This is a genomic window from Variovorax sp. P5_A3, from assembly GCF_056400665.1.
Genome location: NZ_JBFUKW010000013.1, coordinates 134,228 through 147,515, shown reverse-complemented (window position 1 = coordinate 147,515; position 13,288 = coordinate 134,228). Strand labels below are relative to the sequence as shown.

Below are 13,288 nucleotides of genomic sequence, written 5' to 3'. Positions count from 1 at the left end.
CCGATCCGCAGTCCAGGAGCCCCTCATCTTGTCTTCGCCTTCATTCGCCTCCGGCGTCACGCCGACAAAGAAGCGCCTCGGCTTCTTCAGCCGGCTTCTCGACGACGCGCCGGCCGCCGAACGCTATCGACTCGTCGCCGATCAGATCGCGCACGCCGAGGCCTTCGGCTTCGATTCCGCCTGGGTGGCGCAACATCACTTCCACGAGGCCGAAGGCGGGCTGCCGTCGCCTTTTGTCTTCCTGGCCCATGTGGCGGCGCGTACCCGCCGCATCCGTCTGGGCACGGGCGTCGTGACGCTCCCGCTGGAGAACGCCGTGCGCGTGGCCGAAGATGCGGTCGTGTTCGACTTGCTGTCGGGTGGCCGACTCGAATTCGGCGTCGGTACCGGCGGCACGCCTTCGTCGTTTGCTGCGTTCGGACTCTCCAGCGAAGCGCGTGCGGAGGTCTTCGCGCGGCATCTGGCGCTCGTGCGCGACGCATGGGCCGGACGGCCGCTGCCCGGTGGCGACCATCTCTATCCCTCGTCCCCGCAACTACTTGACCGGGTCTGGCAGGCGACCTTTTCCGAGAGTGGCGGCATTCGGGCGGGCGAGGCCGGTGATGGGCTGATGCTCTCGCGCACGCAGCCTCGGCCCGACAGGGCCCCGCGCGCATCGTTGGCCGAACTCCAGGATCCCATCATCGACGCGTATCTCGAGCGACTGCCTGCGGGGCGCCCGCCGCGCATCATGGGGTCCCGCTCGGTGTTCGTCGCCGACGATCGTGCAGAGGCGCTTCGGCTGGCTGAGCGGGGCCTGCGCCGCAGCGTCGCGCGCTTCGGCGACCCGAGCCGTCCCGGCGCAGACGCCTCGCTGCAGGAGCTGATTGCAGGTTACGACGTTCACGTTGGCACCGTCGACGACGTCATCGCCTCTCTGAGCGCGGACCGTGTGCTCGATCGCGTGACCGACATGGTGTTCCAGGTTCATTCGGTCGATCCACCGCATCCGCTCGTTCTTCGCTCGATCGAGCTCATCGCGACCCGGGTCGCACCGGCCCTTGGCTGGTCACGACCGGAGCCATCACCCGTTGTCAACAAACCAACCCAACCGCTCGCCGCATGACCACCAACGCATCGACATTCGACGTGATCGACCATCTGTCCGGCATCGCGTCGGGCCATCCTCTCGACGCGATACGCGCGGGGCGCGCGCAAGCGCGCATCCACAGCCAGCAGAGCCATCTGGCGTTGTTCGAGCCAAAGTTGCCCGCGGCGGGTGATTTCACCTTGGAGGAACGTTTCGCGGTCGCCACCTTCGTGACAGCCGTGCAGAGGCAGGCGCAGGCCAGCCGCTTCTATTTGGCCGGTCTCGCCCGACAAGGTGCCTCACAGCGCTTGATCGATGCGCTCCAGGCCGAGGCTGTCGCGGGCGCTGCGACGGGGCCGTACGGCCGGTTCCCGGCGGGCCCGCTGAGCGCAGAAGACGCGCCGGGGCCGTCGTGGCGCGTCAGCGATTCGGGGAGGGCCATCCTCGGCGCGCGCCTGTCGGCCGCACTGGTGCATGCGCACCTTCTTGTGTTCCATCCGAGGGACGCCGGCGCGCAGGATTTGCAGGCCCTGCTCGATGCCGGGTGGTCCCCGACCGACATCGTGACCCTGTCGCAATTGGCCGCGTTCCTCGCGTTCCAGGTGCGCGTGGTGACGGGCCTTCAGGTGTTGGCGGAACACCCGGCCACTGCGGGTTCAAAGCAGGAGCCGTTGGCATCATGACGCTCGCGACATTGAAACACCCAAGCAACATCCCGCCCAACGCGTTCACGCAGGACGAGCTCGATTGGCTTCCGTGGCTGCCGCCGTTGCGCGAAGACGAACTGACCGACCGTCACTGGGCGGGATTGGTGGACGCGTCACGCGCCAAGTCGCCGTACTTCATGCTGCTGGCACGCGACCCGGACATCCTCGGTGCCCGCACGCGCACCGACAAGGACATCTTCTACAACCCGGAAGCGGGCTTGCCGCGCGCGGAACGCGAACTCGCGGCCGCCGCGACCTCACGGTACAACGGGTGCATCTATTGCGCGTCAGTGCATGCGCGCTTCGCGTCGCACTTCTCTCGCCGCAGCGACGACATGCAGCGCTTGCTGGACGAAGGCGTGGGCACCGGCATCGATGAACGCTGGGACGCGATCGTCGAGGCGTCGGTGGCCTTGTCGTCAACGCCGATCGCCTTCGGCCCCGAGAACGTGGCGCGACTGCGCGCAGCGGGTCTGGACGACCTCGCGATCTCGGACGTCATTCATGGCGCTGCATTCTTCAATTGGGCGAATCGGCTCATGCTCTCTCTCGGAGAGCCAGCGGCAAGGAGCGCCCCTCGTTCCTGAGGCCGCATATGCGGAATCCCGATACCGAAAGAGCAAGACATTCGTTGGGCCTGCGCGTGCGCCTCCACACAATCGATTCGTTCATTCATTCATCTTTCCGGAGTCTTCATGACGACCTTGCGACTCGGCGATACCGCCCCCAATTTCACCCAGGATTCGAGCGAAGGCTCGATCGACTTCTACCAGTGGGCGGGAGATTCGTGGGTGGTGTTCTTCTCACACCCCGCCGATTTCACGCCCGTCTGCACGACCGAACTGGGCAAGACGGCCGCGCTGTCGGGTGAGTTCGCAAGGCGCGGGGTCAAGCCGATCGCGATCAGCGTCGATCCGGCCGACAAGCACAAGGAATGGATCGGCGACATCAACGACACGCAGAACACCACCGTCAACTTCCCGATCCTGGCGGACGCCGATCGCAAGGTGGCGAACCTCTATGACCTGATCCACCCGAACGCCTCCACCACGGCGACGGTGCGCAGCGTCTTCATCATCGACCCGAAGAAGGTGATTCGCACCACCATCACCTACCCGGCGAGCACCGGACGCAACTTCGACGAAATTCTTCGCGTGATCGACTCGCTGCAACTCACCGACAGCCACAAGGTCGCAACGCCGGCGAACTGGAACAACGGCGACGACGTCGTGATCATTCCGAGCCTGCAGGATCCGGCCGAGATCGCCGAACGCTTCCCGCAGGGCTACAAGGCCATCCGTCCCTACCTTCGCGTGACGCCGCAACCGAATTAGGTTGTCTCCTCGTCGTTTCCGAGCGACGTTCACGGGCCCCGGGGGTCCGTTTTTTTTTGCTGCGCGCCGGATTCTGGCGCTACGGAAGGAACCGATTGGCCGGCCGGGGCAGGCCGAGGTTCTCGCGCAGCGTCCGGCCCTCGTACTCGCGCCGGAAGATTCCACGCCGCTGAAGCTCGGGCACGACCCGATCCGCGAACGCGTCGAGTCCACCCGGGAGCCACGGAAACATGATGTTGAAGCCGTCGCTGCCCTCGGATTCCAGCCATTCCTGCATCTCGTCGGCGATGCTCTCCGCGGTGCCGACGAAGGCCAGTCCGCCATAGCCGCCCAGGCGTTGCGCGAGTTGCCGCACGGTGAAGCCTTCGCGCGCCACCAGCGCAATCACGCGCTCGCGGCTGCTCTGGCTCGCGTTGGTCTGCGGCACCTCGGGCAGCGGCGCGTCGGGATCGAACTTCGAGGCGTCATGGCCGAGCGCGATCGAGAGCGATGCGATCGCGCTGTCGTAGTGCACCAGGCTGTCGAGCCTGGCGCGAATGGCGCGCCWGGCTCGGCCTGCGTATCGCCGACCACCACGAAGGCGGCGGGCAGGATCTTCAGTTGATCGCGCTCGCGGCCGAGGGCGGCGAGACGGCCTTTGACGTCGGCATAGAAGCGCTGGCCCGCCTGCAGCGTGCCGTGGGCCGCGAAGATGACTTCGGCCGTCTCGGCTGCCAGTTGCCGGCCGGGTTCCGAAGCGCCGGCCTGGACGATGACCGGCCAGCCCTGCACCGGCCGCGCGATGTCCCACAGGCCGGTCACCACGTCGTAGAACTCGCGCGCCCGTGCATAGCGCTCGTCGTGCGGCATGTGGTCTTCACGGCCGAAGTTGAGCGCTGCGTCGGGATTCGAGGTGGTGACGATGTTCCACCCGGCGCGGCCATTGCTCAGGTGATCGAGCGAGGCGAAGCGGCGCGCGATGTGGAACGGCTCGTCGAAAGTGGTCGAGGCGGTCGCGACCAGCCCGATGTGCTCGGTGTGCTGGCTCAGCGCCGACAGCAGCGTGAAGGGCTCGAAGGAACTGACCGTGTGGCTGCGCTTTAGCGCTTCCATCGGCATGTTGAGCACTGCAAGGTGGTCGGCCATGAAGAAGGCGTCGAAGCGGGCGCCGGCGAGATTGGAATGGAACATAGATCAATACGTTGTTAAGAATCCACTTTTCAGTCGTTCGTGTTGGCCACGGTTGAACCTAACCTAGCGCCCATCGCCATCACGGCGTGACCTGCAATCCCTCAAAACAATGGAGCCATTTCATGTCATCGGACGTCGAAACCCTCGAACTGCCGGCCGCACTGGAGCAAGCCCAGGCCGCAGCGGAGCAACAGAACCTTCCCTTTGCCGGCGGCGTCACGCCGCCGGTTGCATGGCAACTCGTCCAGCGGCGCGAAGCCGTGCTGGTCGACGTCCGGTCGGGCGAGGAACGCAAGTTTGTGGGGCACGTGCCCGAGAGCCTGCACGTGCCGTGGGCCACGGGCACCGCGCTCACGCGCAACCCGCGCTTCGTGCGCGAACTGGAAGCCAAGCTCGCCAAGGACGGCGGCAAGGACGCCGTGGTGCTCCTGCTGTGCCGCAGCGGCAAGCGCTCGGCGCTCGCGGCAGAGGCCGCAACGAAAGCCGGTTTCAGCCATGTCTTCAATGTGCTGGAAGGGTTCGAAGGCGAGATCGACGCCAACCAGCATCGCGGCGTCGCCGACGGCTGGCGCTTCCACCGGCTGCCCTGGGTCCAGGACTGAGCACGGGACGCGCGCCACTCAGAGCGCGCGCCCGGGCGTAACCCATCGAGGAGGAAACATCGTGACTGGATTCGAGGTCGAGAAGCTTGTCGGGGCGCTGCGCAGCGTGCGCGGCGAATGGCGCGATGCGCAAAAGCGTTCGCGCGAACCGGCCGGCCGCGAGTTTCCATCGCGCGACGCCCTTTCCCGCGTGATCGAGCAACTCATGGGCGCGCTCTTTCCGATGCGGCTCGGCCCCTCCGACCTGCGCCACGACGGCGAGGATTTCTACGTCGCCCACACCCTCGATGCCGCATTGCACGCCTTGCTGGAGCAGGCGCGGCTTGAGCTTCACTACGTCGCGCGGCATGCGCCGCGCCCGGCGGAAGAGATCGATGCGCAGGCGCGCGAGGCGGTGCATGCGTTTGGTGCAGCCTTGCCGGGCATTCGGCGTTTGCTCGACAGCGACGTGATCGCGGCCTACCAGGGCGACCCCGCCGCGCACAGCGTCGACGAGGTACTGCTTTGCTATCCCGGTGTGCTGGCCATGATCTACCACCGTCTGGCCCATCAGCTCTATGGGCTGAAGCTGCCTCTGCTCGCCCGCATCGTCGCGGAACTGGCGCATGGCCAGACCGGCATCGACATCCATCCCGGCGCACGGATCGGCAGCGGCTTCTTCATCGATCACGGCACGGGTGTCGTGATCGGCGAGACCGCGGTGATCGGCCAACGCGTGCGGGTCTACCAGGCCGTGACGCTCGGGGCCAAGCGCTTTCCGTCCGACGGCCACGGTGTCCTTCAGAAAGGCCTGCCGCGCCATCCGGTGGTGGAGGACGAAGTCGTGATCTACGCGGGTGCCACGATCCTTGGTCGCGTCACGATCGGCCGGGGCGCGGTCATCGGCGGCAACGTCTGGTTGACCGCCGACGTGCCGCCCGGTGCCAGCGTGACCCAGGCCGGCGTGCAGAACGCGGCGCCGGCTGCCGAGCCTCTCGCGGCGTCGGTCCAGTGAACGCGCTGGTCGAGCGCTTCGGTCGACACTCGCCTTCAACCCTTTTCCTGAACCACGGAGTCTTCCCCTATGACAGCAACAGTCGGCGGAACGCACGCGCTCGGCGACAGCGCCGCGCGCCAGCTAGCCAATGCCACCAAGAGCGTTCCCCAGCTCGAGACGATCAGCCCGCGCTGGCTGACCCACCTGCTGCAATGGGTCCCGGTCGAGGCCGGTATCTATCGCCTCAACAAGGTCAAGAATCCCGAGTCGATCCAGGTCGTCTGCACCGCCAAGGAGAGCGAGAACCAGTTGCCGCGCACCTGGGTCGATTACGAAGAGCATCCGCGCGAGTACTACCTGAACGCCGTCAGCACTGTGCTCGACGTGCACACGCGCATCTCCGATCTCTACAGCAGCCCGCACGACCAGATCAAGGAGCAACTCCGCCTCACGATCGAGACGATCAAGGAGAACCAGGAGAGCGAGCTCATCAACAACCCCGACTATGGCCTGCTGTCGCAGGTGACGGACGAGCAGCGCATCTTCCCGTTGAGCGGCGCACCCACGCCCGACGACCTGGACGAACTGCTGACCAAGGTGTGGAAGGAGCCCGCCTTCTTCCTGACCCATCCGCTCGCGATCGCCGCGTTCGGCCGCGAGGCCACGCGCCGCGGCACGCCGCCGCCCACCGTGAGCCTGTTCGGCTCGCAGTTCATCACCTGGCGCGGCATTCCGCTGATTCCGTCGAACAAGGTGCCGGTGGCCGATGGCAAGAGCAAGATCCTGTTGCTGCGCGTGGGCGACAAGCGCCAGGGGGTGGTCGGGCTGTTCCAACCGGGTCTCGCAGGCGAACAGAGCCCGGGCCTGTCGGTGCGCTTCATGGGTATCAACAACCACGCGATCGCGTCCTACCTGATCTCGCTGTACTGCTCGCTTGCGGTGCTCACCACCGATGCGCTGGCGGTGCTCGACGATGTCGAGGTCGGCAAGTACCACGACTACTCCGTTCTCGACACCTACAAGTAAGAAGACGCACAGTGAGTACGTCCGACTTTCAACCCGGCCTGACCGAGGCGCCGTTCGACCCGGCGGTGCTCGCGCGCCTTGCGACGCAGCTCTTCGCTTCGCTGCCAGGGGATGTCGCGGCGCCGGCCGGCCTGCATTCGGCGAGAGGCTTGCCGGGCACGCCGCCTGCGGGCTTCGCGGGCGTTCCTGTTGTTCCGCCGGGCGTGCAGGCGCCAGCCAACATTGCGCCGCCAGGCTCTCCGCTGGTCAGTCCCGCCGGCTTCGGGCCGAGCGTGCCGGGCACGCCGATCCCGCAGGGGCAGATCCCCGGCACCAACCTGATCCCGGCCTCGCCGACGCAGATACTGTCGCTCGGCAACCGGGCACCGGCCCTGCTCGCTCACGCGACGTCCGCCAACGGTGTGCCGGACCAGGTGACCAGCGCCGTTCCCGCCTATGAGCCGCGCTTCGGCAGCGGCCTGCTCGGCGTGCCCGAAGCCCATGCGGCTTCGCCGTTCTACTTCCTCGGTGACGCCTACGGCCAGCCGTTGCCTGGGGGACGTGGTAGCGACAGCATGCCTCGCTTGCACGACGAACTCGGGAGCTATCCGTTTGCGCGATCCGGCAGCAGCGGGCTGCAAGGCCCGCCGACCTCGCCGCCGCCCGCCGCGCCGTCGGCATCGAGCGAGCCCAGGTACTACTTCGTCGACTCGGTGCGGCTTGCCAGCGGCCACGTCACGCCAGCCATGCCGTCCCCTCACGGCGACGTGCCGGTGGCGACGACCGGCCAGCGCCAACCTTTTGATGTCAATGCCGTTCGACGAGACTTCCCGGTGCTGCAGGAGCGCGTGAACGGCCGTCAGCTCGTGTGGTTCGACAACGCTGCGACCACGCAAAAGCCGCAGTCGGTGATCGATCGCATCAGCTACTTTTACGAACACGAGAACTCGAACATCCATCGCGCGGCCCACGAACTCGCTGCGCGCGCGACCGATGCCTATGAGGGTGCGCGCGAGCGCGTACGCAGGTTCATCAACGCGCCGGATGTGGACGAAGTCATTTTCGTGCGCGGCACGACCGAGGCCATCAACCTCGTGGCGAAGAGCTGGGGCGGCCAGCATGTGGGGGAGGGCGACGAGATCATCGTGTCCCACCTGGAACATCACGCCAATATCGTGCCGTGGCAGCAGCTCGCATCGGCCAAGGGCGCGAAGCTGCGGGTGATCCCGGTGGACGATTCGGGCCAGGTGCTGCTCGACGAGTACCGCAAGCTGCTCAACGACCGCACGAAGATCGTGGCGGTCACCCAGGTGTCGAACGCGCTCGGCACGGTGGTGCCGGTCAAGGAGATCGTGGAGCTTGCCCACCGCGCCGGTGCAGTGGCGCTGGTGGACGGTGCGCAATCGGTTTCGCACATGCGGGTCGATGTGCAGGACATCGGCGCGGACTTCTTCGTCTTCTCCGGTCACAAGGTGTTCGGCCCGACCGGCATCGGCGTGGTGTGGGGCAAGCGCGAGGTGCTCGAAGACATGCCGCCGTGGCAGGGCGGCGGCAACATGATTGCCGACGTCACGTTCGAGAAGACCGTGTTCCAGCCGATTCCGAGCAAGTTCGAAGCGGGCACAGGCAACATCGCCGATGCGGTGGGGCTGGGTGCGGCGATCGACTACCTGAACAAGGTCGGCATCGAGAACATCGCGCGCTACGAGCACGAGTTGCTGGTCTACGGCATGCAGCAACTCGGCGCCATCCCTGGCGTGCGGCTGATCGGCACCGCGGCCGACAAGGCCAGCGTGATGTCCTTCGTGCTGGACGGCTACAGCACCGAAGAGGTGGGCCACGCCCTCAACGACGAGGGGATCGCGGTGCGCACCGGGCACCACTGCGCGCAGCCGATCCTTCGGCGCTACGGCGTGGAGACCACGGTGAGGCCGTCGCTCGCCTTCTACAACACCTTCGACGAGATCGACCGTTTGGTGACGGTGGTACGGAGGCTGTCCGGGCAACGTCGCGCAGGCTGACAAGCCGATCGCGACGGCGCGGGGATCGGTCGGGCGCCCAGCAGATCAGGCCACGAGCCGTTGTGCCGGTTGCGCGTCGGCGGCGTCCCGCGCGCGCCGGGCCTCGTAGCTGCGCAGTTGTGCGTAGGCCAAGGGCAGAAGGACGGTGTCGGCGGTGGACCATCGCCCTCGGCGCAGGAAATCGCCGAGGATGTGATCGGCCTCGATCGGCGCGCCACGCTCGATGTCCTTCAGCAGTGAGGCTGTCAACGTCGAATCGGGCGCTGTCACCGTAGCGCGCGTCCGACCCACGGCTTCCGCGCTAGGGGGGAATCCGTTGTGCGCCGCGATCCGGCTGCATTCGTTCAGCAACTCGAGCGCCACGTCCTGCGCCCCTGCCTGCACGATGTCGCCCACGCTCGCGCGCATGAGGCTGGTGGCGCCGGCCAGCGTCGCGATGTGCACCCACTTCTCCCACATGGCCTGCAGGATCCTGTCGGTCGGCCGGCTGTCGAAGTGGGCCGATGCGAATGCGGTCGCGATGGCCTCGACGCGCGGACTCCGCACGCCGTCGAGTTCGCCGAAGGCGAGGGTGTGATCGCGGCTGAGATGCCGCACCGCGCCGCTCTCGTCGAGCGCGGCCGAGATCACCCCGAGGCCACCGAGCACCCTGCCGTAGCCGAAGCGTTCGGTCAGGCGGTCCAGATGGCGCAGCCCGTTGAGGAGCGGGAGGATGGCGGTCTCGGGGCCGACCGCGGGCGCGAACGCGGCGATCGTCCCTTCGAGGTCGTATGCCTTGCAGCCGACGATGACGAGGTCATAGGGCGCCTTGAGCTGGTGCGCGAGCACGGTCGGTGGCGACGGCAGGTGGAAGTCGCCCGCCGGGCTGTGGACGCTCAGGCCGCGTGTCGCCAATCGGGCGGCGCGCGCCGGGCGGACCAGGAAGGTCACGTCCTGCCTTGCCTGCAGCAGCCTGCCGCCGAAATAACCACCCAGGGCGCCAGCGCCCACCACCAGGATCTTCATCGATCGTCCTATGTCGAGTCTGTCGGTGCGCGAGTGCGCGCGCGTCCGGCAACGAGCGAGCGGACAGCCCGCGAATCGTCGCGTCGGTTCGAACAGCGTAGGCTTGTTCGCTCCGCTTGACCACGAAGGTTTCGGCATGTGCTCATGCAATTCGGATCTTGTGCCAGCGATTGCGATTGCATATTCGAAATTTTCAATTTCATCATTGCGCGGATGCTTGGTATCTTCACGGCCCGCTCATCAAGGAGAAAACACCATGCGCCGCCGCTCTCTCATCACAGCTGTACTCCTGACTGGTGCATTGCTGCCCATGCTCAGCGCTCATGCCGATCAGCTGGCCGACATCAAGAAGCGGGGCGAACTCGTGGTCGGCGTGCTCGGCACGGACGAGCCGGCCACGTTCATCGACCCCAAGACGCGCCGGATCGTCGGCTACGAAGTCGACCTGGCCGACGCCATCGCGCAAAAGATTGGCGTGAAGCCTGTGTTCAAGCAGATCGCTGTCGCCGCTCGCATCCCGGAACTGCAGCAGGGCCACGTGGACCTGGTCGCTGCCGGGCTGACCCACAACAAGGAGCGGGAGGCGCAGATCGACTTCTCGCTGACCACCTTCGTCACCGGCCAGAAGGCCATCGTGAAGAAGGACAGCGGCATCAACGAGGTGCCGCAGCTCGCAGGCAAGAAGGTCCTGACGATTCGCGGAGGCACGCAGGAGCCCAACCTGCGCAAGGCCGTGCCGGGTGTGGAGGTGGTCACCTTCGACACCAGCCAGCAGGCCTTCCAGGCGCTGCAGCAGGGCAAGGGAGTGGGCTACGTGGATGACGAGGCGGCGCTGTTGCGCAGCTACGCCAAGCTCGGTCCGCAGAAGACCCAGTACGTCGTGCTCAAGCAGAACCTGAGCACCGAATCGCTGGCGATCGGCATCAAGAAGGGCGAAACCGCGCTCAAGGCCGTGGTCGATGACACGCTGCGCGAACTCGAGAAGTCCGGTCAGGCCGAGAAGATCTTCTTCAAGTGGTACGGACCCGAAACCGCATCCGGCTTCCAGACCCGCGACTTCCGTCTCGAGACCGACAAGATCACCGAATGATGGCGGGCGCCGCGTCACGCCCACATGCCTCTTTTTGACTACTCGCTGCTGCTGAGCGGTCGGTATCACGACATGCTGATGGCGGGCCTCTGGCTGTCGCTTCAGCTGCTTGTGGCATCGCTGCTGTTCGCATTGCCGATCGCCGTCGCGGTGGCGTTGCTGCGCCTGTCCCCCGTGCGTTGGCTGCAAGGTCTGGGGTTTGCCTACGTGGAAGTGATCCGGAACATCCCGCTGCTTGCGCACATGCTCTTCTGGTACTTCGGCGCGCCCGAACTCCTGCCGAACGCGTTCAAGGAATGGCTCTACGCTCGCAACATCGAGGCGGTCAGCGCCGTGATCGCGCTGGCCCTGTACAGCGCCGCGTACATGGCCGAGGACATTCGCAGCGGCATTCGCAGCATCCCGGTGGTGCAGTTCGAGGCCGGCCGGGCGCTGGGCTTCGGGTTCCTCGCGACGATGCGGCGCGTGGTACTGCCGCAGGCCCTGCGCGTGACGGTGCCGCCCTTGATCTCGCAGACGCTCAACCTGTGGAAGAACACCTCCATCGCCACCGTGATCGGCGTGGCGGAACTGATGTACCAGGCGGGGCAGGTGGAAAGCGCGAGTTTCCGCAGTTTCGAGTCCTTCGCCTTCGCGACAGCTGCCTATCTGAGCGTGTCCATGCTGATCACGGCATTGGCCGGCTGGTACCAGCACCGGTTTCCGGTGCGCCTGGCATGACGGGAGCAGCGCATGCTTGAGCTGATCCGGACCTACTGGCTCTATTTCCTCGTTGGACAGTACCCCGAGGGGCCATTGGGGGGCCTGGTGCTCACGATGCTGCTGGCCAGCAGTGCGCTGGTGCTGGCCCTGCCTCTGGGCATCGTGTTCGGGCTGGCCCGCCTGAGCCCCTGGCGCTGGTTGCGCTGGCCTGTCACCGCACTGGTCTACGCGGTACGCGGCGTGCCGCTGCTGATGGTAGTGTTCTGGGCGTACTTCTTTCTGCCAAGCGTCACAGGCGTGAAGACCGATCAGTTCAGCACCATGCTGATCGCGCTCGTGGTATTCGATGCCGCATACCTCGCCGAGATCGTGCGCGCGGGTGTGCAGGGCCTTCCGCGTGGCCAGTCCGAAGCGGCGCGCGCGCTGGGCCTGGACTATGCGCGCACCATGAGACTGGTACTGCTGCCACAGGCGTTGCGCAGCATGCTGCCCTCGCTGGTGAACCAGTTCGTCTCGACCATCAAGGAAACGTCGCTGGGCTACATCATCGGCCTGGCCGAGGTGTCCTTCATCGCCACCCAGATCAACACGCAGGTCTTCACCCGGCCGGCCGAGGTGTACGGCATCCTGGGCCTGACCTATTTCGTGCTGTGCTTCGGCCTGTCGCGCGCCGCCTTCTGGCTCGAGCGCAGGCTCGCCGGGCGCAGCGTCCCCACCACAACGCATCCGGAGGTCTCCGCGTGATCGAACTGCAGGGCGTCAACAAGTGGTACGGGAGCTATCACGCGCTTGTCGATATCAATGAGACAGTGCGGGCCGGCGAAGTGGTTGTGGTCTGCGGTCCGTCAGGCTCCGGCAAGTCGACGCTGATCCGCACGCTCAACCGGCTGGAGCCCATCCAGTCCGGGCGCATCATGATCGACGGCGAGGACATCCATGCACCTGGCACGGACGTGAATGCCTTCCGCTCGCGCATCGGTTTCGTGTTCCAGCAGTTCAACCTGTTCCCGCACCTGACGGTGCTGGGCAACTGCACGCTCGCACCGATGCAACTGCGCGGCCTGTCACGCGCGCAGGCGCAGGAGCGTGCATTGGCCCTGCTTGCGCGCGTGGGGCTGGCCGCGAAAGCGAACGCCTGGCCGGCGGAACTGTCCGGAGGTCAACTGCAGCGCGTCGCGATCGCCCGGGCGCTAGCCATGCAACCACCCCTGATGCTGTTCGACGAGCCGACCAGTGCCCTCGACCCCGAGATGGTCGGCGAAGTGCTGCTCGTGATTCGGGACCTGGCCAACGACGGCATGACCATGGTGTGCGTCACGCACGAAATGGGCTTCGCGCGCGAGGTCGCGGACCGGATCTTCTTCATGGACCAGGGCAGGGTGCTCGAACGCGCAACACCCGATGATTTCTTCAATCGCCCACAGCATCCGCGGACACGGCAGTTCCTCGCCGATATTCGCTCGCCGTTCGCGGATTTCTCTAGCCGATCCTGAGCCGCGATCGCCTGGCGACCACAGCTCGACTTCCAGCATCGACAGCGGTGTGCGCGGCGCAAATCGCCCGCCCCGGATCAGGAGATACTCCATGTCGTCCTTTGACCTGCCCTT

13 protein-coding genes and 1 pseudogene are annotated in these 13,288 nt (G+C 66.2%); 12 read left to right on the top strand and 2 right to left on the bottom strand.

The window, feature by feature from the left end:
* Nucleotides 1–28: 28 nt before the first annotated feature.
* The 4 genes from AC1D3B_RS21065 to AC1D3B_RS21050 all read left to right on the top strand — a co-directional run bounded on the left by AC1D3B_RS21065 (nucleotide 29) and on the right by AC1D3B_RS21050 (nucleotide 3,110).
* Nucleotides 29–1,105, top strand: a complete 1,077-nt coding sequence (locus tag AC1D3B_RS21065) for a putative FMN-dependent luciferase-like monooxygenase (RefSeq protein WP_478192617.1) — start codon at nucleotides 29–31, stop codon at nucleotides 1,103–1,105.
* Nucleotides 1,102–1,752 (top strand): CMD domain protein, encoded by a 651-nt coding sequence (locus tag AC1D3B_RS21060; protein ID WP_478192616.1) that lies wholly within the window; start codon nucleotides 1,102–1,104, stop codon nucleotides 1,750–1,752. Before AC1D3B_RS21065 ends, AC1D3B_RS21060 begins: the two co-directional genes overlap by 4 nt.
* On the top strand, nucleotides 1,749–2,363 hold the full coding sequence (locus AC1D3B_RS21055) for an alkylhydroperoxidase domain protein (protein ID WP_478192615.1): 615 nt from the start codon (nucleotides 1,749–1,751) through the stop codon (nucleotides 2,361–2,363). Before AC1D3B_RS21060 ends, AC1D3B_RS21055 begins: the two co-directional genes overlap by 4 nt.
* 108 nt (nucleotides 2,364–2,471) lie before the next feature.
* Nucleotides 2,472–3,110, top strand: coding sequence for a peroxiredoxin (locus AC1D3B_RS21050; RefSeq protein ID WP_478192614.1), 639 nt, complete (start codon nucleotides 2,472–2,474; stop codon nucleotides 3,108–3,110).
* 79 nt (nucleotides 3,111–3,189) lie between these two features.
* Here the strand turns inward: AC1D3B_RS21050 and AC1D3B_RS21045 are convergent.
* A pseudogene (locus AC1D3B_RS21045) lies at nucleotides 3,190–4,277 on the bottom strand (LLM class flavin-dependent oxidoreductase); the annotation flags it as partial.
* A gap of 125 nt (nucleotides 4,278–4,402) precedes the next feature.
* On the opposite strand from AC1D3B_RS21045, the gene AC1D3B_RS21040 reads away from it, so the two are divergent.
* The 4 genes from AC1D3B_RS21040 (at nucleotide 4,403) to AC1D3B_RS21025 (ending at nucleotide 8,884) form a co-directional block, all read left to right on the top strand.
* A complete protein-coding gene (locus AC1D3B_RS21040) occupies nucleotides 4,403–4,882 on the top strand; it encodes a rhodanese-like domain-containing protein (protein WP_478192613.1) in 480 nt (159 codons plus the stop codon).
* 61 nt (nucleotides 4,883–4,943) lie between these two features.
* Nucleotides 4,944–5,876, top strand: coding sequence for a serine O-acetyltransferase EpsC (gene epsC / locus AC1D3B_RS21035; protein WP_478192612.1), 933 nt, complete (start codon nucleotides 4,944–4,946; stop codon nucleotides 5,874–5,876).
* 69 nt (nucleotides 5,877–5,945) lie between these two features.
* The gene (locus AC1D3B_RS21030) at nucleotides 5,946–6,884 is read left to right on the top strand and encodes a family 2A encapsulin nanocompartment shell protein (RefSeq protein ID WP_478192611.1); all 939 of its coding nucleotides are present in this window, start codon (nucleotides 5,946–5,948) and stop codon (nucleotides 6,882–6,884) included.
* Nucleotides 6,885–6,895: 11 nt separating this feature from the next.
* The gene (locus AC1D3B_RS21025) at nucleotides 6,896–8,884 is read left to right on the top strand and encodes a family 2A encapsulin nanocompartment cargo protein cysteine desulfurase (RefSeq protein ID WP_478192610.1); all 1,989 of its coding nucleotides are present in this window, start codon (nucleotides 6,896–6,898) and stop codon (nucleotides 8,882–8,884) included.
* A gap of 45 nt (nucleotides 8,885–8,929) precedes the next feature.
* Here the strand turns inward: AC1D3B_RS21025 and panE are convergent, their stop codons facing one another.
* Nucleotides 8,930–9,889 carry a 2-dehydropantoate 2-reductase gene (gene panE, locus AC1D3B_RS21020; RefSeq protein WP_478192609.1) on the bottom strand — a complete coding sequence of 320 codons (960 nt, stop codon included), beginning with the start codon at nucleotides 9,887–9,889 and terminating at the stop codon, nucleotides 8,930–8,932.
* 256 nt (nucleotides 9,890–10,145) lie between these two features.
* On the opposite strand from panE, the gene AC1D3B_RS21015 reads away from it, so the two are divergent.
* Genes AC1D3B_RS21015 through AC1D3B_RS21000 form a run of 4 tightly spaced genes read left to right on the top strand, consistent with a single transcriptional unit; the run spans nucleotide 10,146 to nucleotide 13,174 of the window.
* The gene (locus AC1D3B_RS21015; protein ID WP_478192608.1) at nucleotides 10,146–10,979 is read left to right on the top strand and encodes an ABC transporter substrate-binding protein; all 834 of its coding nucleotides are present in this window, start codon (nucleotides 10,146–10,148) and stop codon (nucleotides 10,977–10,979) included.
* 24 nt (nucleotides 10,980–11,003) lie between these two features.
* Entirely contained in the window at nucleotides 11,004–11,699 is a 696-nt protein-coding gene (locus tag AC1D3B_RS21010) for an amino acid ABC transporter permease (RefSeq protein WP_478192607.1), read from the top strand.
* 12 nt (nucleotides 11,700–11,711) lie between these two features.
* Entirely contained in the window at nucleotides 11,712–12,425 is a 714-nt protein-coding gene (locus tag AC1D3B_RS21005; protein WP_478192606.1) for an amino acid ABC transporter permease, read from the top strand.
* Nucleotides 12,422–13,174 carry an amino acid ABC transporter ATP-binding protein gene (locus AC1D3B_RS21000; RefSeq protein WP_478192605.1) on the top strand — a complete coding sequence of 251 codons (753 nt, stop codon included), beginning with the start codon at nucleotides 12,422–12,424 and terminating at the stop codon, nucleotides 13,172–13,174. The genes AC1D3B_RS21005 and AC1D3B_RS21000 overlap by 4 nt, the downstream gene beginning before the upstream one ends.
* Nucleotides 13,175–13,288 lie beyond the last annotated feature (114 nt).